Annotated in this window: 27 protein-coding genes and 3 tRNA genes; 11 read left to right on the forward strand and 19 right to left on the reverse strand. The window is 66.7% G+C overall.

Annotated elements, in window-relative coordinates; genetic code table 11:
- Window positions 1-43: 43 nt before the first annotated feature.
- Entirely contained in the window at window positions 44-658 is a 615-nt protein-coding gene (locus QNN98_RS00220) for a TrmH family RNA methyltransferase (protein ID WP_227912921.1), read from the reverse strand.
- Window positions 659-862: 204 nt separating this feature from the next.
- On the opposite strand from QNN98_RS00220, the gene QNN98_RS00225 reads away from it, so the two are divergent.
- Window positions 863-1,615, forward strand: a complete 753-nt coding sequence (locus tag QNN98_RS00225) for an HAD-IIA family hydrolase (protein WP_227912923.1) — start codon at window positions 863-865, stop codon at window positions 1,613-1,615.
- A gap of 14 nt (window positions 1,616-1,629) precedes the next feature.
- Here the strand turns inward: QNN98_RS00225 and QNN98_RS00230 are convergent, their stop codons facing one another.
- Both QNN98_RS00230 and pyrE read right to left on the reverse strand, forming a co-directional pair.
- Window positions 1,630-2,724, reverse strand: a complete 1,095-nt coding sequence (locus tag QNN98_RS00230) for an alpha/beta fold hydrolase (RefSeq protein ID WP_227912472.1) — start codon at window positions 2,722-2,724, stop codon at window positions 1,630-1,632.
- Window positions 2,705-3,274, reverse strand: coding sequence for an orotate phosphoribosyltransferase (gene pyrE, locus QNN98_RS00235; RefSeq protein ID WP_283995930.1), 570 nt, complete (start codon window positions 3,272-3,274; stop codon window positions 2,705-2,707). The genes QNN98_RS00230 and pyrE overlap by 20 nt, the downstream gene beginning before the upstream one ends.
- Before the next feature lie 125 nt (window positions 3,275-3,399).
- On the opposite strand from pyrE, the gene nadE reads away from it, so the two are divergent.
- The 3 genes from nadE (at window position 3,400) to QNN98_RS00250 (ending at window position 5,977) form a co-directional block, all read left to right on the forward strand.
- Complete coding sequence (nadE, locus tag QNN98_RS00240) at window positions 3,400-4,221, forward strand: NAD(+) synthase (RefSeq protein WP_227912474.1); 822 nt, start codon at window positions 3,400-3,402, stop codon at window positions 4,219-4,221.
- 101 nt (window positions 4,222-4,322) lie between these two features.
- Window positions 4,323-5,126 (forward strand): exodeoxyribonuclease III, encoded by an 804-nt coding sequence (locus QNN98_RS00245; protein ID WP_227912475.1) that lies wholly within the window; start codon window positions 4,323-4,325, stop codon window positions 5,124-5,126.
- 2 nt (window positions 5,127-5,128) lie between these two features.
- Window positions 5,129-5,977 carry a DUF8083 family protein gene (locus tag QNN98_RS00250; RefSeq protein ID WP_227926008.1) on the forward strand — a complete coding sequence of 283 codons (849 nt, stop codon included), beginning with the start codon at window positions 5,129-5,131 and terminating at the stop codon, window positions 5,975-5,977.
- Window positions 5,978-5,996: 19 nt separating this feature from the next.
- Here QNN98_RS00250 and QNN98_RS00255 read toward each other — a convergent pair whose 3' ends face one another.
- The 8 genes from QNN98_RS00255 to QNN98_RS00290 form a co-directional block, all read right to left on the reverse strand.
- Entirely contained in the window at window positions 5,997-6,608 is a 612-nt protein-coding gene (locus QNN98_RS00255; RefSeq protein WP_283995931.1) for a hypothetical protein, read from the reverse strand.
- Entirely contained in the window at window positions 6,605-7,192 is a 588-nt protein-coding gene (locus QNN98_RS00260) for a DUF6286 domain-containing protein (RefSeq protein WP_227912478.1), read from the reverse strand. Before QNN98_RS00260 ends, QNN98_RS00255 begins: the two co-directional genes overlap by 4 nt.
- Window positions 7,189-7,563, reverse strand: coding sequence for a hypothetical protein (locus QNN98_RS00265; protein ID WP_227912925.1), 375 nt, complete (start codon window positions 7,561-7,563; stop codon window positions 7,189-7,191). Before QNN98_RS00265 ends, QNN98_RS00260 begins: the two co-directional genes overlap by 4 nt.
- 11 nt (window positions 7,564-7,574) lie before the next feature.
- Window positions 7,575-7,766 (reverse strand): DUF2273 domain-containing protein, encoded by a 192-nt coding sequence (locus QNN98_RS00270; protein ID WP_227912479.1) that lies wholly within the window; start codon window positions 7,764-7,766, stop codon window positions 7,575-7,577.
- A 71-nt stretch (window positions 7,767-7,837) separates the two neighbouring features.
- A complete protein-coding gene (locus QNN98_RS00275) occupies window positions 7,838-8,335 on the reverse strand; it encodes an Asp23/Gls24 family envelope stress response protein (RefSeq protein ID WP_227912480.1) in 498 nt (165 codons plus the stop codon).
- Window positions 8,336-8,587: 252 nt separating this feature from the next.
- Window positions 8,588-8,663: transfer RNA gene (locus QNN98_RS00280), tRNA-Phe, on the reverse strand.
- Window positions 8,664-8,719: 56 nt separating this feature from the next.
- A tRNA-Asp gene (locus tag QNN98_RS00285) sits at window positions 8,720-8,793 on the reverse strand.
- 59 nt (window positions 8,794-8,852) lie between these two features.
- Window positions 8,853-8,925, reverse strand: a tRNA-Glu gene (locus tag QNN98_RS00290).
- 145 nt (window positions 8,926-9,070) lie between these two features.
- Between QNN98_RS00290 and QNN98_RS00295 the strand changes: the two genes are divergently transcribed.
- Window positions 9,071-9,430 carry a metallopeptidase family protein gene (locus tag QNN98_RS00295; protein ID WP_227926053.1) on the forward strand — a complete coding sequence of 120 codons (360 nt, stop codon included), beginning with the start codon at window positions 9,071-9,073 and terminating at the stop codon, window positions 9,428-9,430.
- A gap of 9 nt (window positions 9,431-9,439) precedes the next feature.
- Window positions 9,440-10,378, forward strand: a complete 939-nt coding sequence (locus QNN98_RS00300; RefSeq protein ID WP_227912481.1) for a cation diffusion facilitator family transporter — start codon at window positions 9,440-9,442, stop codon at window positions 10,376-10,378.
- A 37-nt stretch (window positions 10,379-10,415) separates the two neighbouring features.
- On the opposite strand, the gene QNN98_RS00305 is transcribed toward QNN98_RS00300, so the two are convergent.
- On the reverse strand, window positions 10,416-11,420 hold the full coding sequence (locus QNN98_RS00305) for a universal stress protein (RefSeq protein WP_227912482.1): 1,005 nt from the start codon (window positions 11,418-11,420) through the stop codon (window positions 10,416-10,418).
- A 190-nt stretch (window positions 11,421-11,610) separates the two neighbouring features.
- Here QNN98_RS00305 and QNN98_RS00310 point away from each other — a divergent pair, with 190 nt between their 5' ends.
- Window positions 11,611-12,204, forward strand: coding sequence for an NAD(P)/FAD-dependent oxidoreductase (locus QNN98_RS00310; protein ID WP_283995932.1), 594 nt, complete (start codon window positions 11,611-11,613; stop codon window positions 12,202-12,204).
- Here the strand turns inward: QNN98_RS00310 and QNN98_RS00315 are convergent.
- Entirely contained in the window at window positions 12,201-12,806 is a 606-nt protein-coding gene (locus QNN98_RS00315; RefSeq protein WP_283996238.1) for a copper resistance CopC family protein, read from the reverse strand. The two genes, QNN98_RS00310 and QNN98_RS00315, sit on opposite strands and share 4 nt — an antisense overlap.
- Window positions 12,807-12,921: 115 nt before the next feature.
- Here QNN98_RS00315 and QNN98_RS00320 point away from each other — a divergent pair, with 115 nt between their 5' ends.
- Window positions 12,922-14,352 carry an NCS2 family permease gene (locus QNN98_RS00320; protein ID WP_227912484.1) on the forward strand — a complete coding sequence of 477 codons (1,431 nt, stop codon included), beginning with the start codon at window positions 12,922-12,924 and terminating at the stop codon, window positions 14,350-14,352.
- A gap of 97 nt (window positions 14,353-14,449) precedes the next feature.
- On the opposite strand, the gene QNN98_RS00325 is transcribed toward QNN98_RS00320, so the two are convergent.
- The 6 genes from QNN98_RS00325 to QNN98_RS00350 form a co-directional block, all read right to left on the reverse strand.
- Window positions 14,450-16,663 carry a catalase gene (locus QNN98_RS00325; protein WP_283995933.1) on the reverse strand — a complete coding sequence of 738 codons (2,214 nt, stop codon included), beginning with the start codon at window positions 16,661-16,663 and terminating at the stop codon, window positions 14,450-14,452.
- Between the two features lie 81 nt (window positions 16,664-16,744).
- On the reverse strand, window positions 16,745-17,668 hold the full coding sequence (locus tag QNN98_RS00330; protein WP_229958689.1) for a spermidine synthase: 924 nt from the start codon (window positions 17,666-17,668) through the stop codon (window positions 16,745-16,747).
- Window positions 17,668-18,180 carry a GNAT family N-acetyltransferase gene (locus tag QNN98_RS00335; protein ID WP_227912487.1) on the reverse strand — a complete coding sequence of 171 codons (513 nt, stop codon included), beginning with the start codon at window positions 18,178-18,180 and terminating at the stop codon, window positions 17,668-17,670. Before QNN98_RS00335 ends, QNN98_RS00330 begins: the two co-directional genes overlap by 1 nt.
- A gap of 29 nt (window positions 18,181-18,209) precedes the next feature.
- Entirely contained in the window at window positions 18,210-18,854 is a 645-nt protein-coding gene (locus QNN98_RS00340) for an O-methyltransferase (RefSeq protein WP_283995934.1), read from the reverse strand.
- A gap of 31 nt (window positions 18,855-18,885) precedes the next feature.
- Entirely contained in the window at window positions 18,886-19,233 is a 348-nt protein-coding gene (locus QNN98_RS00345) for a thiamine-binding protein (RefSeq protein ID WP_227912489.1), read from the reverse strand.
- A gap of 46 nt (window positions 19,234-19,279) precedes the next feature.
- Entirely contained in the window at window positions 19,280-20,797 is a 1,518-nt protein-coding gene (locus tag QNN98_RS00350; RefSeq protein ID WP_227912490.1) for an amino acid permease, read from the reverse strand.
- 231 nt (window positions 20,798-21,028) lie between these two features.
- Between QNN98_RS00350 and pta the strand changes: the two genes are divergently transcribed.
- The 3 genes from pta (at window position 21,029) to QNN98_RS00365 (ending at window position 24,816) form a co-directional block, all read left to right on the forward strand.
- Complete coding sequence (pta, locus tag QNN98_RS00355) at window positions 21,029-23,101, forward strand: phosphate acetyltransferase (protein ID WP_283995935.1); 2,073 nt, start codon at window positions 21,029-21,031, stop codon at window positions 23,099-23,101.
- Entirely contained in the window at window positions 23,102-24,247 is a 1,146-nt protein-coding gene (locus QNN98_RS00360; RefSeq protein ID WP_283995936.1) for an acetate/propionate family kinase, read from the forward strand.
- Between the two features lie 149 nt (window positions 24,248-24,396).
- Window positions 24,397-24,816, forward strand: a complete 420-nt coding sequence (locus tag QNN98_RS00365; RefSeq protein ID WP_227912493.1) for a hypothetical protein — start codon at window positions 24,397-24,399, stop codon at window positions 24,814-24,816.
- Window positions 24,817-24,870: the final 54 nt, after the last annotated feature.

Below are 24,870 nucleotides of genomic sequence, written 5' to 3' on the forward strand. Positions count from 1 at the left end.
CGGATAACCGCGGCCGCAGTTTACGTACCCGCCCGCTCCCGGGTTAGCCGGCCTTCTGGCCGAAAACGTGGCGGCGGATCCAGCTGTGCATGGCGATGGCCGCGGCCGAGCCGGCGTTGATGGACCGGGTGGAACCGAACTGGGCAATGGACAGGGTGGCGTCTGCGGCGGCATGGACCTCGGGGCTCAGGCCCGGGCCTTCCTGCCCGAACACCAGGACGCAGTTTTCCGGCAGCTCATAGGTTTCCAGCGGCACGGAATCGGGAAAATTGTCGATCCCGATGATGTGCAGGCCTTCGCCGTGCGCCCAGGCGACAAAGTCCTCGACCGTGGGGTGGTTGCGGATGTGCTGGTAGCGGTCGGTGACCATGGCGCCGCGGCGGTTCCACCGGCGTCGTCCGATGATGTGCACTTCCTTGGCCATAAACGCGTTGGCGGTGCGGACAACGGTGCCGATGTTGAAGTCGTGCTGCCAGTTTTCGATGGCCACATGGAAGGGATGCCGTTTGGTGTCCAGGTCCGCCACGATCGCGTCATGTTTCCAGTACCGGTATTCGTCCACCACGTTGCGGGCATCGCCGTTCGCCAGCAGTTCCGGATCCCAGTGCTCCCCTTCGGGCAGCGGCCCTTCCCAAGGGCCTACACCCACCTGGTGCATTGGGGCGGCGGTTGCATCCGTGGCGTCATCAAGGGGTTCCCGGGGGCTGCTGTCTATCACCCTTCCAGCCTAAGGTGAAAGACTGGCTGTGCCCGCCGCAGCGTGCCCGTCACGGGCCGGTTGTGGGCGGGGCCACCTAGGCAATGAAGCGAGAAATGGGAGACCGTGGGCGAAAACGAGAACATTGAGTGCTGGCTGACGGACATGGACGGTGTCCTGGTCCACGAAAACCATCCGATTCCGGGCGCGGCGGAGCTCATTGAGCGCTGGGTAGCAACGAGCAAGCGGTTCCTGGTGCTGACCAACAACTCCATCTACACGCCCCGGGACCTGGCCGCACGGCTGCGCGCCTCGGGCCTGGAGGTCCCGGAGGAGAACCTGTGGACCTCCGCCCTGGCCACAGCGGAGTTCCTCAAGGACCAGGTCAAGAACTCCGGCGCCCCGGGCCGCTGCTTTGTGGTGGGCGAGGCCGGGCTGACGACGGCGCTGCACGAGGCGGGCATGATCCTCACGGACACGAACCCGGACTATGTGGTGCTGGGCGAGACCCGCACCTACTCCTTCGGCACCATCACCAAGGCCATCCGGCTGATCCTGGGCGGCGCCCGGTTCATCGCCACGAACCCGGACGTCACGGGCCCTTCGCAGGAAGGCGTCCTGCCGGCCACCGGTGCCATCGCGGCGCTGATTACCGCAGCCACCAAGATGGAGCCGTACATTGTGGGCAAACCCAACCCCATGATGTTCCGTTCCGCCATGCGCAAGATTGACGCGCACTCGGAGACCACCGCCATGATCGGCGACCGGATGGACACCGACATTGTGGCCGGCATCGAAGCGGGCCTGCACACGGTGCTGGTGCTCAGCGGCATCACGCAGCGCGAGGACATCAACCGGTACCCGTTCCGGCCCACGCAGATCATGAACTCGGTATCGGACCTGATCAACACCATCTGACCCGACCGGCCCGGTTACTCCACCGGCCGGACACCGCCGGAGGGGGCCGGCTCGTAAAGCCGCAATACCTGCAGCAGGACCTCTTCGTAGATCTCCGGGTTCCACTGCGGGCTGGCATGTGCGGGGCGGGCCCCTTCGGTCACCGGGGAACCGGGCAGCAGGTTCGAACCGAAGGCGTCCGTCCAGCCCGCCCGGGCCGACGCGTAATTCACGGTTTCATCCCGCGGATTCCCGATGAACGCGGCCTTGGTGCCGGCGAGCGCCGCCGTGAAGCGTGCGGCGCTGAAGTGGTAGATGAACGAGGCCTGGGACTGGATGAGGGTGCTGGAAGGGGCCAGAGGTGAGAGCTGGGCCAGTGTCTGTTCGCCGATGGTCCGCCAGGACCGCTCGTCTTTGTGCACCAGGCGCTCGCCCAGTTCGTAGCCGCCGCGCAGTCCCAGCGGCACCCGGTAGCCGGCGTCGTACAGGAACACCGCTCCCTCGAACATGGCCCGGTCCAGGACGTCCTTCTTCCCGGACGGGCTGGAGTCCAGGATGATCAGTTCGACGGCGACGCCGCGCTCGCGCAGGCCGGCCGCCACCTGCACGGCCACCATGCCGCCGAAGCTGTGCCCGTAGAAGTAGATCCGTTCCAGTCGCAGGTCGAGGATGCAGCGGTGGACGGCGTCGAGGATGTCCTGCACCCTCAGGCCCAGGTTCGAGTAGCCCACCGCGGCCAGCTGTCCGCGGGTGGTGAGCGCCGGGCGCAGTGAGCCGAGGATCCAGCGGGTTTCCTCCCAGCTGGTTTTGTACCCCGGGAAAAGGAACCACATGGCCCGGGGAAACCTCCGCTGCGCCTCTTTGTCCGGCACCCGCAGGATTTCCAGTTCCTCGCGGTAGCGCTGGATCCGCGAGGTGACGGCCAGGTCCGTGGCCAGCAGCAGTCCGGCGGCGGAACCGGCCAGGAACCGGCGGCGGGAAATCCGGTGCAGGTCTGAGACCTTGCGGAGGAATGCTCCCGGGTCGCCGGGCGTCCCAGGGGCGGGCAGCATTTCCGGGTCCCGGACGCTCTCCGGTTCCGGGTCGCCGCTGCCGCGCCGGTTGCCGCGGCTACTCGAGGCCGAGTTCATCCTTGCCGAACGCAAACAGGTACGGCACCCCGGCCTCGGCCTCGATGCGTTCCTTGGCACCGGTATCCCGGTCCACAATCACGGCTACGGCCACCACGTTGCCGCCGGCCTTCCGCACACCCTCGACGGCAGTCAGGGCCGAGCCGCCGGTGGTGGAGGTGTCCTCAAGGACCACCACGTTGCGTCCGGCGACGTCGGGGCCTTCCACCTGGCGGCCCATGCCGTAGGACTTCTGCGCCTTGCGCACCACAAAGGCGTCCACCGGGCGGCCCGCGCGGGCGGCGGCGTTCATCAGCGCGGTGGCCACCGGATCGGCGCCCATGGTCAGGCCGCCGGCGTTGGTGAACTCGATTCCTGCGCTGTCCAGCAGTTCCAGCATCACCTCGCCCACCAGGGCGGATGCTTCGTGCTGCAGCGTGACGCGGCGCAGGTCTATGTAGTAATCGGCCTCTGCACCGGAGGACAGCACCACCTTGCCGCGGACCACCGCCAACTCCTGGATCAGGTCCAGCAGACGGGTACGGGCGGGCGCAATGGCGGGCGATGTCATGCCTTAATCCTAGCCATGGCCGTGCCGCGCACGGATGTTTGTGCATCTTTGCGACGGCGCGGCGGACCAACTCGCGCCGGCCGTTGCCCGGGCAGGGCGCCGGTGACGGATATAGGCTGAGGTCCATGCGGAAACTACAAGAGGAAATCATTGCCGAATTGGGAGTTCAGCCCACTATTGATGCGGCCGCGGAAATCCGCCGCCGGGTGGACTTCCTCAAAGAATATCTGCACGCCTCGCACACCAAGGGCTACGTTCTGGGCATCAGCGGCGGCGTGGATTCCACGCTCGCCGGCAAGCTGGCCCAGATGGCCGTGGATGAGCTGAAGGCCGAAGGTACCGAGGCAACGTTCATTGCCCTGCGCCTGCCGTACAAGGTCCAGCATGATGAAGCGGACGCCCAAGCTGCGCTGGAATTCATTGCCCCCGACCAGTCCCTGGTCTACAACGTGGGCCCGGCAGTGGACGGTTTCGAAGACGAGTACGTCAAGATGACCGGCGAAAAGATCACCGATTTCAACAAGGGCAACATCAAGGCCCGGGTGCGCATGACCGCGCAGTACGCGGTGGCCGGGCAGCACAACCTGCTGGTGATCGGCACGGACCACGGCGCCGAATCCGTTACCGGCTTCTTCACCAAGTTCGGCGACGGCGGCGCGGACCTGCTGCCCCTTTCCGGCCTGGACAAGCGGCAGAACCGTGCACTGCTGACCGAGCTGGGAGCTCCGGAGAAGCTGGTAGCCAAGGCCCCCACCGCCGATCTGCTCGATGACAAGCCCGGGCAGACGGACGAGACGGAGCTGGGCCTGAGCTACGACACCATCGACGGCTATCTGGAGGGCGAGGACACCCCCGCCGACGCGGCGGAAAAGATCGAGGCCCGCTTCGTGATGACCCGGCACAAGCGCACCATCCCGGTCACGGTGCACGACACCTGGTGGAAGTAACACCTGACCCTGCCTGTGCTGCACCGCACTGCGCCGCGCATCCGGCCCCGCCGGGCCCGCGGCGCAGTGTGGGAGCGGGCCGGATTGGGTAACGTAGCAGTGTGAAGATTGCTACCTGGAACGTAAACTCCATCCGCGCCCGAGCCGACCGCATTGAGGCCTGGCTGCAGCGCTCCGACGTCGATGTCCTGGCCATTCAGGAGACCAAGGCGAAGGACGAGAACTTCCCCTGGGAACTGTTCGAGAAGAACGGCTACGAAGTGGCGCACTTCGGCCTGAGCCAGTGGAACGGCGTGGCCATTGCCTCCCGCGTGGGCCTCGACGACGTCGAACGCACCTTCCCCGACCAGCCGCACTTCGGCAAGACCGCGGAGACCACCGTGGCCGAAGCCCGTGCCATCGGTGCGACCTGCGGCGGAGTGCGCGTGTGGAGCCTGTACGTTCCCAACGGCCGGGCGGTGGAGGATCCGCACATGCCGTACAAGCTGGAATGGCTGAAGACCCTCAAGAACCATGCCGCCGAGTGGATCACCAAGGATCCGTCCCTGGAACTGGCCCTGATGGGTGACTGGAACATCGCCCCGGAGGACGACGACGTGTGGGACATCGACTGGTTCCGCGCCCAGAACGCCACCCACATCACCGATCCCGAACGGCAGGCTTTCAAGGACTTCCTCGACGCCGGCTTCACCGACGTGGTCCGTCCCTTCCACCCCGGGCCCGGCGTCTACACCTACTGGGACTACACCCAGCTGCGTTTCCCCAAGAAACAGGGCATGCGCATCGACTTTGTCCTGGGCTCCCCCGCCCTGGCGAAGCGGGTCACCGGCGCGGTGATCGACCGGGAGGAACGCAAGGGCAAGGGCGCCTCGGACCACGCTCCCGTGATTGTGGAACTGGACTAGCCGTGGCGCGGCATCCCTCGCTGTACCGGACCTTCCCCTTCGTCTCTTACCTGCGCGTCTACGAGCCGCTGGATGCCTTCGATGACACCCAGCAGCTGGCCATCATGGAGCAGCGGGCCCGCGGCCGGCACGAAACCGAGGTCCTGGAGCGCACCGACGCCGTCCGCCGCCTGGTACGCGTGGTTTCTGATCCGTTTCCGCACAACGCCACGGACCTGGTCCGGGTGCTGCACTACCCCGCGCAGGAGGGGGTGACCAACCGCCTTTACTGCCCCAACCAGCTGGCGGTGCGCACGTCCCTGGCCGCTGAATCCCTGGGCGAGTCCATCCGCGGACCGCTGGTGGACGTGCTGGTGCCCGAGGTGGCCCGCGAGGCCCACGCAGCGCGGCTGGATCCGGATTCCTTTGCCGATTCGCTGGCCAAGCTGCACACCCGTTCCGCCACCTGGGGTGTGCCGTTCGGCTGGTTTGTGCTGCTGCACGAGGAGGACCACACCGAAGTGGTGGAGGACGACGGCCATGTGCAGACCGTGCGGCTGTCCGCACCGGTGCTGCAGTGCATCGAACGGGCCCGGGCGGCGTCGGCGTCGCTGTCCATGGCCGCGCCGGAACTGGACCTGCTGGATGAACTGGCGGAACTGATCGCCTGGCTGGAGGTCTTCGATCCGGACGCCGTTCTGGAGCTTGACTACGGACCGGTGGCGGACCTGGTGTTCCCCGACGATTCCCCCTCGGACGTCCGGTTGGGCATCGAGTCCCTGGCCGACGGCGACATGACCGGCGCGGCTGCGGCCTACCGCCGCCTCGCCTCCCGCTGGATTCCCATCCGGCAGCTGGCCCGGGCCTCCTAGCGGCGGGCGGCTGGCCGCCCTAGCGGACCCGGTCCTCCCGGCCCAGACGGATCCGCCGGCCCGCTTCCAGACTCAGCAGGACCGGTGTTTCATGACCCAGGGCCAGGTCCAGGCTTTCCACCAAAGCGGTGGCATCAGCGGCAATCAGGTGCGGCGCTGCCCCCTGGCGCGGGGTGATCCGCACCCGCAGGGCACTGCGTCCCCTCACCCGGTAGGTGCTCACTGCGGAACCCGCGACATCCGGGTCCTGCAGCAACGCGTTGCGCAGCGCCTGCTCAGCCACGCCGCCGCTGATCGCCACCCGCCCGGGGGCGCCGTCGTCGTCGTATTCGGAGACCAGCGTGTCCGTGCGGCCGCCGCCCTGGGCAGCCATCCACAGCACCATCAGCACTATGCCCACAAAGGACAGCACTGCGGCGGCCACCCAGATCCAGCTGGCACCGCTGCCGGGCATGACCGTGGATGAGAAGGCGGCGGCTCCTTCTGTGCCCGCCCGGGCGGCGAAGCTGTGCCAGGCACGGGCAGCGGCCGGCCAGGCGGAAATCAGGGCCAACCCGCCGCCGACACCCATCAGCAGCAGGCCCAGCAGTGCGAGCAGGAAACGGTTCAGGGCCCGCGGTGTGGCGTTCACTGTCCGATCACCCCGGACGAGGCAACCTGCACGCGTACAGCCGGCTGCGGGTTCAACTTGGTCAACTGCAGTTCCTCCTCCACAGCGGCCCGGACAGCCTCGGGGTCAACAGGGGTACCCGACGTCGGCCGGATCTGCACATCCACCGCCGTGCGGCCCACGGTGACCAGCACCTGCTGCGGCGTGACGCCGGCACTGGTGCGGGCGCAGCGGGCCAGGGACGCGGCCAGGACTTCGCCGTCCACCACGACGGCGGCACGCGGGTTGGGCAGCGCGTAGCGGGCACGCCATCCCGGCAGCACCGCCTGCAGGAAAAAGAGCAGGCCGGCAAGGAAGATCAGCCCGCCGGACAAGCCGAGGATCAGCGGGTCAGAGCGGGCGGGCAGGTTCGCCAGCCAGCGCCAGAAGGTGGGCGGGTCGATCAGCCAGGCGTCCTGCCCCAGGGCCTGAAGCACGGTTTCCAGCAGGACATAGGCGAAAAAGAGGATGCCGATGGCTGCCGCGGTCACCGCTGCCGGCGTGCGGGCGGAGTGGGTCTCGCGTTTGACGATCCGGTCCGTCAGTTCAACGTCGGCGCGCTTCACCGCACCCGCCTGCCTTCGGCCGGGAGGGCGCCGGTGATCCGGATATCCACGCGGGACAGCCGTGATCCGGTGAGCTCGGCCACGCGCTGCAGCAGCACCGGCTTGGCGGCGTGCGCCCGCTGCCATACCGTGCCGCCGGCAAGCTCCAGCATGGCCGGCGTCAGGGTATTGAGCGGCGGCAGCGCAATGGGCAGGGATAGGGACAGTGCCAGCAGTCCCTGGTCATCTCTCCACAGCACCCGGATCTGCTGCGCCGGCACACCGAAGTATTCCGCCGCGGCGGCCTTTGCCGTGCTGGTCAGTGCCTGGGTGCTGATCCGGTTGTGCCCGGCGAGGACGGCTCCGGTGTCCAGCGCCGGCGGTGCGGACATAACAGTGCTGCTCACGAAGAGGAGCGGCGGCCGGTCAGGGCGTCCGAAACGCTGCGGAAATCAATCTTGCCCTCCGCTGCGCGGCCGAGCAGCGCGCCGAGGGCAATAAACAGGGCGGTCAGCAGAAAGCCCCAGAAGTCGAATATCAGCGCCGCGAAAGCCAATACGGCGCCCGTTGCCATGCCCACCACAGTTGCTTTCATTTGCCTGCCTCATAACCTGCGTCTAACGGCCAAACGGCCTGGTGCGTCCTGCGAGGAACGTGCTTTTGACCCTATACCGCTTTGGCGCCGGCAACCGGTTTGGCGGCAGCCTCAGCATTGTCGGTGGGCAGGTGGACATCGGTGATGTCCACATTCACCTCCACCACGCGCAGCCCCACCAGTTGCTCCACGGATCCGTAGACCGCTGCGCGGACATTGTTGGCCACGGTGGTCAGCGCGTTTCCGTACACGGCAACCAGGGCAATATCCACGGCCACCTCCCGTTCCCCGACCTCCACGTGAACGCCCTGCGTGGCGCTGGAGGCACCGACAGCGTCACGCACGGCACCCAGTGCCCGCCCGGTCGGGTTGCCCAGGGCGAATACGCCGGGCACTGCGCGGGCGGCGATGGCGGCGACCTTTGCCACTGCCTGCTCGCTGATGGCGGTGCGGCCGACGACGACGGCGGCATCAGTGGCGCCGGCCGGGTCAGCAGACGGTGTGGCCGGGGCTGCGTGTGCCGGGGAAACGGGGGTAGTTGCCGGTGATGTGTTGCGAAGCTCATCCATGGCTTCAGCGTATCCCGGGGGCCGGACCTTGTGCAGGGCGCGTGGCGCGCATGCGGGGAACGGGAATTCCCACGCTTCGGTACCAGAGGGGCCAATGTGACCCCACGGGTAACAGCAGTCCCACAGCGTGGGAAGTTTGGAGCAGCCGCGCCGGCGCTCTCCGAATTGGCGGGACGGGACCCCGGACAAAAGGACCCCGGACAAAAGAAAAACCCCGTCCTGCCTCTTGCGAGACAGCTACGGGGTTTTAGCTGGTGGCTCCGACCGGCGTCGATCCGGTGACCTTTCGATTTTCAGTCGAACGCTCTACCAACTGAGCTACAGAGCCTGGCATCATCAACCGATGATCACCGTGATCTTCCAAATCGCTTCAGAAAATCTGAGCGACCCTGACGGGACTTGAACCCGCGACCTCCGCCGTGACAGGGCGGCGCGCTAACCAGCTGCGCTACAGGGCCTTGCTTTTCACGAGTGTAAACTCTACCAGATTATTTCCAGCGGATTTACCACTCCTGAGTACCCCCAACGGGATTCGAACCCGTGCCGCCGCCGTGAAAGGGCGGTGTCCTAGGCCGCTAGACGATGGGGGCCAACAGAACACACATTGCTTGAAGCGGCTGGAGAACCAGTCGTTTCGTGCCGTTGTGGACTCTAAAACTATAGGTCTATTTTCCGGAATATCCAAAACGGCTGAGGTGAGGCGTGCGCCACTACAGTGGAAGGGTGCCAATCGAGATGAACCCGGACGAGTTCGAGGCCTGCGTAGAAGCAGCGCTGGACTCGATCCCGGCGGACCTGTCCTCCGCCATGAACAACGTGGCCGTCTTCATCGAAGACGAGTACGTACCCGGCCCGCACGAGGACCCGGACACCGAACTGCTCGGCGTCTATGAGGGCACGCCGCTGACCGAGCGCGACTCGTGGTGGGATGCCGGTTCCCTGCCGGACCGCATTGTGGTGTTCCGGGGTCCGCTGCTGCGGATGTGCTCCAGCCGGGAGGAAGTAGTGGACGAAGTGCGCATCACCGTGATCCACGAGGTAGCCCACCACTTCGGGATCGACGACGAACGCCTGCACGAATTGGGTTGGGGCTAGCCTTAAAGCATGAGCGCCCCCACCGGCCACACGCATTCGCACGGCCTCGGCTCCGGAACCGCCACCGGAAAGCACCGCCGCCGCCTGCTGACCGTTTTCATCATCACCATGTCCGTGGTGCTGATCCAGGCTGCCGGCGCCCTGCTGTCCGGTTCACTGGCGCTGCTGGCCGACGCCGGGCACATGCTGTCCGACGCCGCCGGGGTGTCCATTGCCCTGCTGGCCGCCTGGATTGCCGGGCGGCCGGCCACGGCCCGGCGCACCTACGGCTACCAGCGGGCCGAAGTCCTGGCCGCGCTGGCCAACGCCGTGCTGCTGATTGTGATTGCCGCAGTCATTTTCATCGAGGCGGTACGCCGGTTGGGAAGCGACCCCGCGGATGTCCACACCGGGCTGATGCTGGCTGCGGCTGTAGTGGGCGGGCTGGCAAACCTGGCGTCCCTGCTGGTGCTGCACTCGGGACGGAAGGAGTCCCTGAATGTGCGGGGCGCCTATCTGGAGGTGCTCGGCGACCTCCTGGGCTCGGCCGCAGTGGTGGTTTCCGCCGTCGTGATTATGGCCACCGGCTACCAGCGGGCGGACGCCTGGGCCTCGATCCTGATTGCCCTGATGATCCTGCCCCGCGCCTGGTCGCTGCTGCGCGAAGTCATTGACGTCCTCCTTGAGGCGACCCCGGAAGGGGTGGAAGTGGCACTGATCCGAGACCACATAGTGTCGGTGGACGGAGTGGCCGACGCGCACGATATCCACATCTGGACCATCACGTCCGGGGTGCCGGTATTCTCCGCGCATGTGGTGGTCGAGGATGAGCATCTGACGTCGGAGGGCATGGACCGGGTCCTGGACCGGCTTACCCGGTGCCTGAGCAGCCATTTCGACACCGAGCACTGCACCTTCCAGCTGGAGCCGGCCAGCCACGCCGTGCACGAGGGCCAGCAGCACGCCTAGCGGCCGGCCATTCCCCCAGCGAACCCCGCGGCCGGGGCTACTCCATCACCATGGGTCCGAAATTGGGGCGGTCCAGCAGGCGGGGGTCCTCATGGTCCGGCACCACCATCATGGGCCCCTTGGCATGGTGCAGCACGCTCTGGCTGGTGGACCCGAGCAGCATGCCGGCAAAACCGCCGCGTCCGCGGGTACCCATCACCAGCAGTTCAACCTTGGCTGTGCGCTCCACCAGGATTTCCGGCGGTGTGCCGTCCACCAGCTCAACGCTCATTTCCAGGTTCGGGAAGTGGCTCTGCAGCCAGTCCTTCCCGGCGTCGAGCTGCTCCCGCAGCTCTGCGTGCAGGGCCTCGATGTCCAGCGGCGCAGGCACCCACGCCAGCGAACCGGTGAACGGGGGAAGCGCGCACAGGATGCGCAGCGGCAGGCCCATGCCCTGCGCCTGTTCCGCGGCCACCAGGGAAGCTGCCCGGCCCTGTTCGGAACCGTCCACTCCCACCACCACGGCTTGGTGCACCGCACCGGGATCGGGTGAGTTGGCCGGGGGCCGCACCCCGGAGTCCGGCAGCCGCCCGGCGGTGCGCAGCGGGACCACTACGGTGGGGCACTTTGCGTGTGCGGGCAGGGCGCTGGAAACGGATCCGAGCAGGCGCCCGACAAATCCGCCGCGGCCCCGGGAACCAACCACCATCAGGTCGGCGTCTTCGGACAGTTCCAGCAGCACGGCGGCCGCGTCCCCGGTCTCCACCCGCGGGATCACTTCCACGCCGTAGTGGCTGATGCGCTCGACGGCGTCATCCAGGACCTGCTGCGCGCCCTCGCGGATCATCTCGTCATCCACCGTGGTGTACCCGGCGTCCATGGAGGACGCGGCGAAGATGGGCACCGTGTAGGCGGTCACCACGTGCAGCGGGCATCGCCGCCGCCGGGCCTCCCGCGCCGCCCAGAACAGGGCGCAGATGCTCTGATCGGAACCGTCCACACCCACCACAATGCCCGCGGGTCCTTCCGCACCGTTCCCGGCTCCCCAGGTCGAATCAGTCATGTGCTGCTCCTTCCGGTCCCCAACCGGTACACCTTCCGGCTGTCCTTAGCAGTAGCGTACCGCGCACGGGCTCCGGGCTACGCTACCGCTGGCCAGCATCTGCCTATATGGTTCGGCGGCAGGGCGCTGAGGCTCTGGGGGTGGGCTGAGGTTCCGGAACCAGGACTCTCGGAAAGAACCGCCGATGAACATGCCTGACACAGATACCAACGACGACGACGCGGCGCCGCTCACTGAACTGACCGGCGCCGTCGTCATCGGCTGCGGCCTCAGCGGCATGGCGGTGGCCCGGGAGCTGAGCCGGCAGGGTGTGGACTCCATTGTCATCCATGGTCCGGTGGCGGATGCGGATGCCATCCGTGAAACGTCCGGAGAGCCCGCGGTTTTCCCCGAGCGGGTGGAGCTGGTGCGGCTGCTGCAGGCCTACGCGGCAGGGCACCACCTTGATGTCCGGGAGGATTCCGAGGCCCGGGAGATCAGCCTCGCCTCTCCCGCGGACGGCGTGCTGCCGGCACCGGTGCCGGCCCCCTCCGCGGGGAAATGGGCGGTCCGCACGGGCAGGGAACTGCTCTTGGCGGACTACGTTGTCCTCACCAGCTGCTCCCGGGCGGATCTGCGGAAGCTTTCCCGCGCCGTGGGCGCCGGCTCAGGCCCCGGGGCAGCCACGGCCCTGCGCGGCATTGGCGTGTATTTGGTGGGCGTGGATCCGCTGCCGGTCGGAAGCCTCATCCGCCAGGCCCGGGCAGCGGGCGAAGCGATCGCGGACGCCGCACCGCCTGCTTAGTCCTCGCGCAGCCGCCTGCGGACCACCAGGGCAATCAACACGGCAACGGCAATCAGCACCACTACGGCCGGAACCGCCACAAGCCACGGAGATCCGCCCTCCTCCGGCTGGTTCAGGACCGGGGTCTGCGTCATGCCGGTGGGCCCGGCGGCATTGGTCTGCGCCGTGCCGGTGGGTGAGGCGGAACCGGAACCGGTGTCTGCTCCGGCGGCCACACTGAAAGCGAAGGTCCCCTCAATGGGATGGGCGTCGGAAGACACAACACGCCACTGCACCGTGTAGCTGCCCGCGGGCGCACCGGGCCTCAACTGCTGGGTTGCACTGTTGTCCAGGATCCGCACGTCCCCCTCAGCCCAGTCCATGCCTTCCTCGTCCAGCACCCGCACTTCGGAACCGATGGCGGCAGGGACGTTGGAAAAGGTCAGTTCCACGGACAGCGGCGGAGCGGGAAGCACTGCACCGTTCGCGGGGGTGGAGCCCGTCAGTTCATCGTGCGCGGCAGCTGGCGGAGCGGTCAGCAGCAACCCGGCAAACAGCGTCAGTGCTGCAACGGCGGCGGCGGCGCAACCGGACCGGGAAAGGAAACTGCGTGCAAAATTCATCACAGCTTCAGCCTAGCGGCACGGGATCAAAGGGACCGCCATGCGCCCGCGATAAGATCAAGATGCAGGATTTCCCCTCACCATCCCACCATTTGTTCAGTTCAGAGGACGCGTCATGCTCAAACAAGGTTCAAAGCTGGACCGCTACTTCGAAATCACTAAACGTGGTTCAACCCTTTCCACCGAAGTACGCGGCGGCCTGGCCACCTTCTTCGCGATGAGTTACATCGTGGTCCTGAACCCGCTGATCCTTGGCGGCGAAGACTCCATGGGGAACACCCTTCCCGGCCCGGCCGTCGCCGCCGGCACCGCATTGGTGGCCGGCGTGCTGACACTGATCATGGGTATCTGGGCCAAGCACCCCTTCGCCATTGCCACCGGCCTGGGCGTCAACGCCTTCGTGGCCGTTACTGTTGCCACCAATGACGGGCTCACCTGGCCGGACGTCATGGGCCTGGTGGTCATTGCCGGCCTGGCAATGGTCATCCTGGTGCTCACCGGTTTCCGCACCGCGGTGTTCCGCGCGGTTCCGCCCAGCCTGAAGACCGCCATTGTGGTGGGCATCGGCCTGTTCGTGGCGCTCGTGGGACTGGTCAACGCCGGGTTTGTGCGCCGCAACCCGGACGACGCGGGCACCACCGTTCCCCTTGGGCTGGGCAACGGCGGCGAGCTGCTGGGCTGGCCCACCCTGGTATTCGTCTTCGGCCTGCTGCTGACCATTGTGCTGATGGCACGCAAGGTCCGCGGCGCCATCCTCATCGGTATCGTGGCCTCCACCATCTTCGCGGTAATCGTTGAGTGGCTGGCCAGCCCGGGCAGCCAGGGCGCCGGAACCGCCACCGGCTGGTCGCTGGTGACCCCCAGCATGCCCGAATGGGGCGCACCTGATCTTTCCCTGATCGGCGACGTCAGCCTCATTGGCTCCTTCCAGACCCTGGGCGGCATTGCCGCCTCGCTGCTGGTCTTCGTGATCCTGCTGAGTATCTTCTTCGACGCCATGGGCACCATGGTGGGCCTGGCCAGCGAGGCCGGGAGCCTCGATAAGGACGGCAACATCCCCAACGTTGAGCGCGTGCTGCTGGTCGACGCAGCGGGTGCAGTTGCCGGCGGCGGCGCCGGTGTTTCCTCCAACCAGATCTTCGTGGAATCCGGCGCCGGCATCGGTGAAGGTGCCCGGACCGGCCTGGCCTCCGTGGTAACCGGCCTGCTGTTCATCGTGGCCATGTTCCTGACCCCGCTGATCTACCTCGTCCCCTTCGAGGCCGTGGCTCCGGCCCTGGTGGTGGTGGGTTACCTGATGGTCTCCCAGGTGGGCAAGATCGACTGGACGGACATTGGACTGGCCCTGCCGTCCTTCCTCACATTCGCACTGATGCCCTTTACCTACTCCATTGCCAACGGACTGGGTGCCGGGTTCATCTCCTACACCGTCATCAGGCTCTGCCAGGGCCGCGCCCGGGAAATCCACCCGCTGATGTACGTGGTGGCTGCTGCGTTTGTCCTGTACTTCGGAGTGGGTCCCATCACCGAGCTCCTCGGAGTCTAGGCCGGTTCCGAACAGGACGAATAAGGGGATCTGCGGCTGCTGCCGCAGATCCCCTTATTCGTTCATCATTCGTTCGTCCGCCGATTGGCGGGACAGGTCAGGCTACGGGGAAGCGCTCCCAAACCCGGTGGTTGGCGAGCAGCCCGGTCACTCCGGACACAACCTCGGCAGCAGCGCCCACAACTACGCCGGGCGTTTCCGCAAGGATGCCCGCAGCCGCAAGGACTGATGCTCCGTCGCCCCAGGCCCCAATAGCCTTGACATGGCGGAAGGCTTCGGCCAGGAGCATGGTGACCCGTGGGTCCTGGGACGGATGGCCCTCCGGGTTGCCGGCCTTCGCGTCCAGGCTGTCCGCCGCGTCAGGTGCCGGAGCACCCGACGCTGCCACAACAACGGCGTCGAACTCGGTGGAGCGGGCCGTCAGGTAGGTCCGCTGGATCGTGACTTCCCCGCCGAGCTTGCCGCCGTGCGGAGCGACGACCAGCGGAACCATGCCCGCCGCGTTCAGGGAAGTGAGCACGTCGGACAGTGCTCCCAAGTCGGTGGAATCGTCGGCAACTACGCCCACCACGCGCCCTGCCACGGGCCACGAAGCCCCGATCTGGCTCAGCGCGGGGCTTGGGTCCGTGTCTTCAACCGCTGTGTCAGGGGCAGGCGCTTCGAGTCCCAGTCCGGTTGCCACTTCGGCGGCCAGCCGTTCGTCGATGTTCGCCAGTGACTGGAGCTGGCGCAGGCGGATGTTCTCCTCATAGCACTTGCCCAGCTCAAACGTGTAGGCCTGGACCACGTGGTCCTGCTCCACCGGCGTCAGGGAGCGGAAGAACATCCGCACCTGGCTGTAGTGGTCATCGAAGGTGGCCGGGTTCTCGCGGACCTTGCGGGAGGCGGGCACCGGCGCGGGAACATCAATGAACGCCCCCATGTCCGCCCCCGCCATGAATGGGCATCCGCCGTCCAGCGAATTGGGTTGGTACGGTGCGACGCCGGCATGGTCGGCATCCTGGTGGAAGCCGTCCCGGAGCATGTCATTGACGGGTGCATGCGGCCGGTTGATGGGGATCTGGCTGAAGTTCGGTCCGCCCAACCGCGTCAGCTGGGTGTCGATGTACGAGAACAGCCGGCCCTGCAGCAGTGGGTCGTTGGTGACGTCGATGCCGGGCACCAGGTGACCGGGATGGAAGGCCACCTGCTCGGTTTCGGCGAAGTAGTTGGTGGGGTTCGCATTGAGCGTCATGGTGCCGATGATTTGCACCGGCGCCAGTTCCTCGGGTACCAGCTTGGTTGGATCCAGCAGATCGATGCCCTCAAACATTTCGTCCTCGGTGTCCGGGAACACCTGGATGCCCAGGTCCCACTGCGGGAACGCGCCGGCTTCAATGGCGTCGGCAAGATCGCGGCGGTGGAAGTCCGGATCCATGCCGTTGATGATCTGTGCCTCTTCCCAGACAAGGGAATGCACGCCTTGCCGGGGCTTCCAGTGGAACTTCACCAGCGTGGTTTGGCCGGCGGCGTTCACCAGGCGGAAGGTATGGACGCCGAAGCCTTCCATGGTGCGGTAGGAGCGCGGAATTCCGCGGTCCGACATATTCCACATGGTGTGGTGCTGTGCTTCGGTGTGGAGGGAAACGAAGTCCCAGAAGGTGTCATGTGCACTCTGGGCCTGCGGTATTTCGCGGTCCGGATGCGGCTTGCCCGCATGGATAACGTCGGGGAACTTGATGGCGTCCTGGATGAAGAACACCGGAATGTTGTTGCCGACCAGGTCATAGTTGCCCTCGGCTGTGTAGAACTTGGTGCTGAATCCGCGGGTGTCCCGAACAGTATCCGCGGAGCCGCGGGAGCCGAGCACGGTGGAAAAGCGCACAAAAACGGGGGTCTCCACGCCCTTGGCGAGGAAGCCCGCCTGCGTGACTCCTTCGGCGGTGCCGTTGGCCACGAATGTTCCGTGGGCCGCCGCGCCGCGCGCATGCACCACCCGCTCCGGAATACGCTCATGGTCAAAGTGGGTGATTTTCTCCCGCAGATGGTGGTCCTGCAGCAGCACTGGGCCGCGGGGTCCGGCTTTGAGGGAGTGGTCTGTATCCCGGAGCCGGGCTCCCTGGGCGGTGGTCAGGAACGGTCCACTCTGGGCGCGTGCAGCCTTCGCGGCGCCGGTTGGAACACCCGTGGCGGAGACGGTTTCAGGCCCGGTCTGATCCGGCTTGGGCGGAAGCGGTTCGCGCGGCGAGGTGGGTTCGGCCAACTCGGGCGCCTGGGATGCCGGAGCGCCGGGGACGGGCGGATTGGTTTCGGATGAGTTCTTGCTGAACATGCAGCCTCCATCATGGGTCGGTCCAGGCCCCGCAGAAACGGCGCCCATTCCTCCACCCTACCCAGGTAATAAGTATGCTGACTACTTGCCGGGCCGGGACCTCTCCCCGGGTGCCCCTGCCCCAGGCAGTTCGGGGGCTTCCCCGTCCTCCGGAGCGGGGGCGTCATGCAGGGGACGGGCACCGGCAGCGAAGCTGCGCATTTTCGCGTCGTCCCACAGGTGCGCGGGCACACCGCCGCCCAGCAGGGTGCGCGGCAGCGACGGGTCCTGCGCAAACGGGGCATCGCTGCCGGCGAGTATGATGTTGCCGTAGCGGCGGCCCTTCAGCATGGCCGGATCGGCGATGGCCGCCGTGTATTCGAAGGCTGCGCAAATGGTTGCTGCCTCGGCCCGCGCTCCGCGCAGATCCGGAGTGTCGCCGCAATTGACCACATACACACCGCCCGGCGCCAGTACGCGCCGTACATGCTCGGTGAACTCCGCCGTCGTCAGTGAAACCGGGGTCTTGGCGCCGGCAAACACGTCGCGGATGATCAGGTCCCGGCTGTCCTCGTGCAGCGTTTCGGTGACGGCGCGGGCCTCCCCCACCCGCAGCCGCAGCAGCGGCGCCCGCGGAAGGTCGAACCAACCGCGGACCAGCTCGGCCAGCCGGCCGTCCAGTTCCACGGCCACTTGCCGGGCCCCCGGATATACAGCGGCAAAATAGCGTGCCAGCGAGCACGCGGCACCGCCCAGGTGCAGGGCCCGCAGGGTGGCATCCGGTTTCCAGCGGGACTCGACCAGGGCCGCGATCCACCGCATGTATTCGAAGTCCAGATGGCGCGGATCGGCCAGGTCAATGTGGGAGCTGTGCACCCCGTTGACCATCAGGATCCACCCGTCCGGGTTAAACGAATCAGGCACCAGCTCACACGTGCCGGTGTCAATCGGATAGCTGCCGGCCACGGGGCCGGTTCCCCCGCCGGCCGGCGCTGCCGGTTCCTTGCCCGGCCGTTGGCGCCCCATCAGCGCCGCACCATGCGGATTTCGAGCATGCCGGTTCCGGCCCATACCTGGGGAAGGTTTTTGGACGCACCGTCCGGGATGAAACCGTTGCGGCGGTAAAAGGCCTGGGCGCGTGGATTGTCTTCCAGCACCCATACATATGCCGGTTTGTCGCCGACGGCGTGCTCCAGCAGACCCTGGCCTACGCCGCTTCCATATGCCTCCGCGAGGATGTAGATGGACCACAGCTCCAGCGGAACATCAATGCCGGTGTCACGGGCAGGACCGGCAGAGGCAAAACCGAGGAGCCGGCCGTCGCCTGCGTGCGCCACCCAATTTCCGATCTCCGGGTCCAGTGCCTGCTCGGCCAGCCGGGCACGCCGGTGGTCGACGGCGGCGGCACGGTCCGCTTCCCGGCGGGTGAAAACCTCGTCCCCCAGCACATGGGCGTAGCTTTCCCGCCAGGCCTGCAGATGGACGGAAACGAAATCCTCGGCGTCGCCTGCCGCGGCGCGCCGGATGCTAAAGCTCATAACTACAGCTTAGGACGGCCTCGGGCGGGTTACCCGACCACGGCCAGCGCGAAGCCGTCCCAGCCCTTGGATCCCACCGTCTGCAGGGCCGTAGCCTCCAGCCGCGGATGAGATCCGAGCACGGACAGGGCTTCCCGGGTGCCCTGCACGGCGTCGTCACCGGAAGCGTCCAGGACACTGCCGCCGCGCACCACGTTGTCCACCACAATGACGCTGCCGGGCCGGGACAGCTTCACTGCCCAGTCCACGTAGGCCGGATTGTTGGCCTTGTCCGCATCGATGAAGAACAGGTCAAACGGCCCGGCAAGTGCCGGCAGGATGTCCAGTGCCGCACCCACCCGCACCGTGACACGGTCCGCGAGTCCGGCGGCGGCCAGGTTGGCGCGGGCCACCTCCGCATGGCGGGGCTCGTATTCACAGGTGATCAGTTCTCCCCCGGGCGGCAGCGCCCTGGCCAGCCACGCGGTGCTGAAACCGCCCAGCGTGCCGATCTCCAGGATCCGCCGGGCACCGGACAGGCGGGCCAGCAGCATCAGGAGCTTCCCCTGCGCAGCGGAGACCTCGATGGGCGGCAGTCCTGCGGCAGCGGTCGCTGCGACGATGGCTCTCAGGTCATCGTCCGGCTGCACGATCACGCCGGCCAGGAAGTCCTCTACCTGTTTCCACTGCTCCATTGCAGGCTCCGTTCATTCGGAAAAGCGGCCGCTAGGCGTGGCCGCCGTATTCGTCCTGTTCGGCCAGCACCTTCTCAAGCCGTTCCACCTTGCCGGTGAGCTCGCCGGCGTGCCCGGGGCGGATGTCCGCCTTGAGCACCAGCGATACCCGGCTGCCGTACCGGCCCACCGCTTCCGTGGCGCGGCGGACCACGTCCATGACTTCATCCCACTCACCCTCGAGGGTGGTGAACATGGCATCGGTGGAGTTTGGCAGCCCGGACTCGCGGACAATCCTCACGGCGGCGGCTACGGCGTCGTGCACCGAGGCATCACCTGTTCCGGCGGGAAGGGTCTGCGGTCCGGTTCCGGACGGGGCAACTGAGAAGGCAACTAGCATCCGCCCAGTGTGCCACCCCGCCCGGAACCGCGCACGGGGAAATGCGCTACGCTTCCGCGGCGTCCCTGCCTGCGCCGGCACGGGCCACGTCTGAGAACTTCTCGTTCAGGCGGGAGTGCCGCTGGCCGTAGGCGAAGTAGAGCAGGAAACCGATCAGCAGCCAGCCGGCAAAGTAGAGCCAGGTTTCCACGGCCAGGTTGGTCATCAGGTACAGGCACAGCACGGCGGAAAGGACCGGAATGACGGGCCCGAACGGAACCCGGAAGGCCGGCCGCAGGTCGGGGCGCTTCTTCCGCAGGACCAGGATGCCCAGGCTGACCACCACAAAGGCGGACAGCGTGCCGATGTTGATCATTTCCTCCAGCACGTCCACCTGCGTGAACCCGGCCACGAAGGCCACCAGTGCGCCGCAGAGGATCTGCAGCCGCGCCGGGGTGGAGTGCTTGTCGCTGGTGCGGGACAGTCCACGGGGCAGCAGACCGTCGCGGCTCATGGCCAGCACCACCCGGGCCAGGCCCATCAGCAGCACCATGATCACCGTGGTGAGTCCGATGAGTGATCCAACGGCGATGACCTTCGCGGCGGCCGTGTTGCCCACCATGGTGAAGGCGGTGGCCAGGTTCGGGTTTTCCGCCGTCGCCAGATCCGTGTAAGAGACCATGCCCGTCAGGGCCAGGGATACACCGATGTAAAGCAGTGTCACTACGGCCAGCCCGGCGAAAATGCCGCGCGGCAGGGTCCGGCCTGGATCCTTGACCTCTTCGGCGGAGGTTGCCACCACGTCGAAGCCGATGAAGGCAAAGAACACCACGGCGGCGCCGGCGAAAACGCCGAGCATTCCGTACTGGGCCGGCGCTGCGCCGGTCAGGAAGGAGAACAGGGACTGCTGCATAACGCCCGAGCTGCCTTCACTGGCAGTGGACACCGAATCCGGGATGAACGGGGAGTAGTTCTCCGCCTTGACGTAGAAGAAACCAGCAACGATCACAAAGAGGACCACGCCCACCTTGATCAGCGTAAAGACGTTGCCCACCTGTGCGGAGAGCTTGGTGCCCATCACCAGCAGGATGGTGAACGCGGTGACAATCAGGAACGGACCCCAGGTGAGGTCAATGGGTCCAAGGTGAAGGGTTGCCGGGATATCCACCCCGATCAGGGCAAACACCTCGCTGAGGTAGATGCCCCAGTACTTGGCGATCACCGCAGCGGCGGTGAACAGTTCGAGGATGAGGTTCCAGCCGATGATCCAGGCGACGAACTCGCCCATGGTGGCGTAGCTGAAGACGTACGCCGAACCCGCAACGGGAATGGCGGTGGCGAACTCGGCGTAACACATGATGGCCAGCGCACAGGTGACGGCCGCCAGCACGAAAGAGATGGTGACGGCGGGGCCGGAGAACTCCGCCGCAGCTTTGGCACCCACCGAGAAGATGCCGGCACCCACAGCGACGGCGACGCCCATGATCATCAGGTCCCACGCGGTGAGTGACCGCTTCAGCCGGCGGCCAGGTTCGTCGGCGTCCGCCAGGGAAGCTTCGATGGGTTTGGTACGGAAGAGACTCACGTGGTCCTCGCCTTGTCTTGAGGAATATAACCGGTCAATCGTAGGCTGGGCGTCCGGCGGCACTTATTTTAGTCTCACATCCTGAGACAGAAGAGTCCACGAAGCCTTGTACCGCGCCTGGGGTGAAGCGTGCCCCGCTGGCAACTGCCGCACGCTTTTGCGAGTATGGATGTGACCTGATCCACCCCGCCCCCGGGATGGGAAGAACCCCGCTACGAACGGATCACAGCTATGGCCCGCGGAATCTATGTAAGCGCCATGACGCCCGGATCCGGCAAGTCCCTGATCAGCCTCGGCTTGGCCGACATGCTGGGCCGCCACGCGGACCGGGTGGGTTTCTTCCGCCCCATCGTCGAAGGCGATGATCCGGCGCAGGACCCCATGGTGGAACTGATGCAGAGCCGCTTCGACCTTGGCCCCTCCACCTGCCGCGGGGGGCTGACCCGGGCCCAGTTGCGTGCACTGCTGGTCGCCGGTGAGCGCGGCGAGGTGGATGCCCGCTGCCTGGCCGTCTACAGCGAGATCGCCGCCAACTGCGACGTCGTGATCGTGGAGGGCACGGACCTTTCCGGGCACGACGTCGCCCTCGAGTTCGATCTCAACGCCCGTCTGGCCAATGACCTGGGCACCGTGGTGCTCGCCGTCGTCAACGCCCAGGAAATGAGCGCCGCAGAAACAGCGGATGCCGTGGACGTGGCCCGCCGCCAGCTGGCCGATGCCAAATGCGATCTGCTGGCCATGATGGTCAACCGCGCCGCGCCGTCGGAAGTCGAACCCATCGCTGCGGCCATGCGCCCGGGCAACAGCGGACGCCCGGTTTATGTCATTCCGGAACAGAGCGAAATCTCCCAGCCGTCCATCGCCGAGGTGCAGAAAGCGCTGCAGGCGCGCCAGGTGGCCGGCAGCGCCACCCTGGAGCGGGATGTTTCAGCAGTGAAGGTGGCGGCCATGACGGTTGGCAACTTCATCCCGCAGCTCACTGACGGCACGCTGGTGATTGTGCCGGCGGACCGTGCCGACGTGATGGTGGCTACCCTTGCTTCCTCCTTCTCCTCCGACTTCCCGGTGGCGAGCGGCATGATCCTCACCGGCGGCATGGAGGTGGAGCCGGCCATCCTTGAGTTGCTGGCCTCCGCGCCGTTCCCGGTGTTCGATGTCAGCACGGATACCTATACGACGGCGCGCCGGGTCAGCCGCGTCCGCGGCGAGATCTCCAGCGGCCACCGGCGCAAGGTGGCGGCCGCCCTGGGTACCTGGTCCCGGCACGTGGACGAAGTGGAACTGCTGGAACGGCTGGCGCTTCCCCGGCCGGCCACCACCACCCCGCTGCGGTTCCTCAACGAGCTCATTGTGCGCGCCCGCGCCAGCCGGCAGCGCATTGTCCTGCCGGAGGGACTGGACGTGCGGATCCTGCAGGCAGCGGAGATCCTCAGCCGGCGCGACGTATGTGCGCTGACGGTCCTGGGACCGGAGGGGCAGATCCGCGAACTGGCGGCAAGTGAAGGCATTGACCTCGCCAACGTCAACATCATCAACCCCGCCACCAGTGCCCTGCGGGACGAATTTGCCCGCGAATACGCGGCACTGCGCCAGAAAAAGGGCGTCACCCTGGAGGACGCGCAGGAGCGTATGCTCCATGGGGCATACTTCGGCACCATGATGGTCCAGCTGGGCCGGATGGACGGCATGGTCTCCGGCGCCGCCCACACCACCGCCAACACCATCCGGCCCGCCCTGGAGTTCATCCGCACCAAGGAGGGCGTAAAGATTGTGTCCTCGGTGTTCCTTATGCTGCTGGCAGACCGGGTCCTGGTCTACGGCGACTGCGCCGTGAATCCGGAACCGGACATGGAGCAGCTGGCGGACATCGCACTGGCCTCGGCCGCCACCGCCGAACAGTTCGGCGTCACGCCCCGGGTGGCCATGCTCTCCTACTCCACCGGTTCCTCCGGCACCGGTGGTTCCGTGGAGAAGGTCCGCAAGGCCACCGAGCTGGTCCGCCGCGCCCGGCCGGATCTTCCGGTGGAAGGCCCCATCCAGTACGACGCCGCCGTAGACGCCTCGGTGGCGGCCTCCAAGGCGCCGGGATCCTCCGTGGCGGGGCAGGCAACGGTCTTCATTTTCCCGGACCTGAACACCGGCAACAACACCTACAAGGCCGTCCAGCAGTCCGCCGGGGCGGTGGCGGTGGGACCGATCCTGCAGGGGCTGCGCAAACCGGTCAACGACCTCAGCCGCGGCTGCACCGTGGATGACATCGTCAACACCGTGGCCATTACCGCCGTCCAGGCACAGGAGGACTAAATGCTGGTGCTGGTCATCAACTCAGGCTCGTCGTCACTGAAATACCAGGTGCGGGACACAGACAGCCAGGAGCTGCTCACAAAGGGCCTCATCGACCGGATCGGTGACGTAATCCCGGACCACACCGCGGCGCTCGAGGAACTCAGTACCCGGCTGCGGCGGGAACTGGACGGGCGGAGCATCGACGCCGTGGGCCACCGGGTGGTGCACGGCGGCGAGCGCTTTAGTGAGCCGGTCCTGGTGAACAACGAGATTGTCCGTTCCATTGAGCGGCTGAGCCCGCTGGCACCGCTGCACAATCCGGCCAGCGCCATGGGTATCCGGGCAGTACACGACAAGTGGCCGTCAATTCCCCAGGTTGCCGTTTTCGACACCGCCTTCCACCGCACCCTGCCGGAACGGGCCTGGCGCTACGCGCTGCCGGACAGCCTGTACCGCCGGCACGGCATCCGGCGCTACGGCTTCCACGGCACCAGTTACGGCTTCGTGGCTCCGGCCGCCGCGCGTTTCCTGGGCATAGAGCCCGAACGGTTCCGCGCCGTCATCGCCCATCTGGGCAACGGCGCCTCCGTTGCGGCCATTCAGGACGGCAAGAGCATCGACACCTCCATGGGATTCACGCCGCTGGAGGGCCTGGTGATGGGTACCCGCAGCGGAGACGTTGATCCGTCCATCCTGGTGTTCCTGGCCCGCCAGGGTTATGACGCCGACACCCTGGACAATATGCTCAACCGCGAATCCGGGTTAAAGGCCCTGGCCGGCGAGTCAGACATGCGCAGCATCGAGGAGGCCGCGGACGCCGGCGATGAACGCTCGCGGCTGGCCCTGGCCGTTGCCGCCTACCGGCTGGCGAAGTACATCGGCGCCTACCATGTGGCCGTGGGCGGTGCGCAGGCGGTGGTCTTTACCGCGGGAATCGGAGAAAACTCCGGGAAGTTCCGGGAGTTGGTGGTGGACCAGCTCGGTCCGCTGGGTATCCGGCTGGATCCGGAGGCCAACCTTGCCCGGGGGAAGCAGGCCCGGCGGATCAGCACGCCGGACTCGGCAATTCCGGCCCTGGTAGTGCCCACGGATGAAGAGGAAGCGATCGCAGAAGCCACGGCCGCCGTCGTCGCCGGGAGCCGGAAACCCGCCGCTTCATTCTGATCCGCCCCTGCTGCCCGGCGGTTGCCCTGCCGGCCTTGCCGCCGGCAGGGCCAAAGACGGGGTAAACGGCAGACAGCAGGGCAACGGCCGTTGTACGGTGGGATACCCGGTTGAGCAGTGGCCGGGAGCACTGTCGGCGTGGAGATGACATGGAAGATCCACTGCGGGTCCTGGTCAGCGTAGATACGAAGAACGCAGCCGCCTCCATTGAAGTTCGGGGTGCCCTGACCGGCTCCAACTGCGGCACCCTGCTGAATATCCTGCGCCATACAGCAACGCTCGGTGCCAACATCCTTATTAACCTCACGCGTACTGCCGGCATCGAGGACGCGGCACTGGAGGTCCTGGCAGATGCCGCCCGCGAGGTCGAACGCGCAGCTCCCACCGTCCCGGCGCTTCATGTGGGCGTACAGCTGCCCCCAGCAGACGCCGCGCGGGCCGTATTGCAGCCGCCACCCTTGTCCGCGCGGCAAACGCTGGATAATGCAACCGCGCTGGACATGATCCTGGCGCGGGACCCCCGGGTACTCCCCGGACCGCGCCCGAGCCGGACCGGCCGAAACTCCTAGCCTCCACGCGCCCGCTCACCTGCAGACTTTCCGCAAACCCCTGACTGCGGCCTG

The sequence above is a fragment of the Arthrobacter sp. zg-Y1143 genome (assembly GCF_030125565.1).
GTDB lineage: Bacteria > Actinomycetota > Actinomycetes > Actinomycetales > Micrococcaceae > Arthrobacter_B.

Excerpts from the sequence above, each read along its gene's own strand:
- QNN98_RS00220 (WP_227912921.1), bottom strand. The coding sequence starts at position 658 with ATGCACCAGGTGGGTGTAGGCCCTTGGGAAGGGCCGCTGCCCGAAGGG.
- QNN98_RS00225 (WP_227912923.1), top strand. The coding sequence starts at position 863 with ATGGACGGTGTCCTGGTCCACGAAAACCATCCGATTCCGGGCGCGGCG.
- QNN98_RS00230 (WP_227912472.1), bottom strand. The coding sequence starts at position 2,724 with ATGAACTCGGCCTCGAGTAGCCGCGGCAACCGGCGCGGCAGCGGCGAC.
- pyrE (WP_283995930.1), bottom strand. The coding sequence starts at position 3,274 with ATGACATCGCCCGCCATTGCGCCCGCCCGTACCCGTCTGCTGGACCTG.
- nadE (WP_227912474.1), top strand. The coding sequence starts at position 3,400 with ATGCGGAAACTACAAGAGGAAATCATTGCCGAATTGGGAGTTCAGCCC.
- QNN98_RS00265 (WP_227912925.1), bottom strand. The coding sequence starts at position 7,563 with ATGTCCGCACCGCCGGCGCTGGACACCGGAGCCGTCCTCGCCGGGCAC.
- QNN98_RS00270 (WP_227912479.1), bottom strand. The coding sequence starts at position 7,766 with ATGAAAGCAACTGTGGTGGGCATGGCAACGGGCGCCGTATTGGCTTTC.
- QNN98_RS00275 (WP_227912480.1), bottom strand. The coding sequence starts at position 8,335 with ATGGATGAGCTTCGCAACACATCACCGGCAACTACCCCCGTTTCCCCG.
- QNN98_RS00295 (WP_227926053.1), top strand. The coding sequence starts at position 9,071 with ATGAACCCGGACGAGTTCGAGGCCTGCGTAGAAGCAGCGCTGGACTCG.
- QNN98_RS00300 (WP_227912481.1), top strand. The coding sequence starts at position 9,440 with ATGAGCGCCCCCACCGGCCACACGCATTCGCACGGCCTCGGCTCCGGA.
- QNN98_RS00305 (WP_227912482.1), bottom strand. The coding sequence starts at position 11,420 with ATGACTGATTCGACCTGGGGAGCCGGGAACGGTGCGGAAGGACCCGCG.
- QNN98_RS00310 (WP_283995932.1), top strand. The coding sequence starts at position 11,611 with ATGCCTGACACAGATACCAACGACGACGACGCGGCGCCGCTCACTGAA.
- QNN98_RS00315 (WP_283996238.1), bottom strand. The coding sequence starts at position 12,806 with ATGAATTTTGCACGCAGTTTCCTTTCCCGGTCCGGTTGCGCCGCCGCC.
- QNN98_RS00320 (WP_227912484.1), top strand. The coding sequence starts at position 12,922 with ATGCTCAAACAAGGTTCAAAGCTGGACCGCTACTTCGAAATCACTAAA.
- QNN98_RS00325 (WP_283995933.1), bottom strand. The coding sequence starts at position 16,663 with ATGTTCAGCAAGAACTCATCCGAAACCAATCCGCCCGTCCCCGGCGCT.
- QNN98_RS00330 (WP_229958689.1), bottom strand. The coding sequence starts at position 17,668 with ATGGGGCGCCAACGGCCGGGCAAGGAACCGGCAGCGCCGGCCGGCGGG.
- QNN98_RS00335 (WP_227912487.1), bottom strand. The coding sequence starts at position 18,180 with ATGAGCTTTAGCATCCGGCGCGCCGCGGCAGGCGACGCCGAGGATTTC.
- QNN98_RS00340 (WP_283995934.1), bottom strand. The coding sequence starts at position 18,854 with ATGGAGCAGTGGAAACAGGTAGAGGACTTCCTGGCCGGCGTGATCGTG.
- QNN98_RS00345 (WP_227912489.1), bottom strand. The coding sequence starts at position 19,233 with ATGCTAGTTGCCTTCTCAGTTGCCCCGTCCGGAACCGGACCGCAGACC.
- pta (WP_283995935.1), top strand. The coding sequence starts at position 21,029 with ATGGCCCGCGGAATCTATGTAAGCGCCATGACGCCCGGATCCGGCAAG.
- QNN98_RS00360 (WP_283995936.1), top strand. The coding sequence starts at position 23,102 with ATGCTGGTGCTGGTCATCAACTCAGGCTCGTCGTCACTGAAATACCAG.
- QNN98_RS00365 (WP_227912493.1), top strand. The coding sequence starts at position 24,397 with ATGGAAGATCCACTGCGGGTCCTGGTCAGCGTAGATACGAAGAACGCA.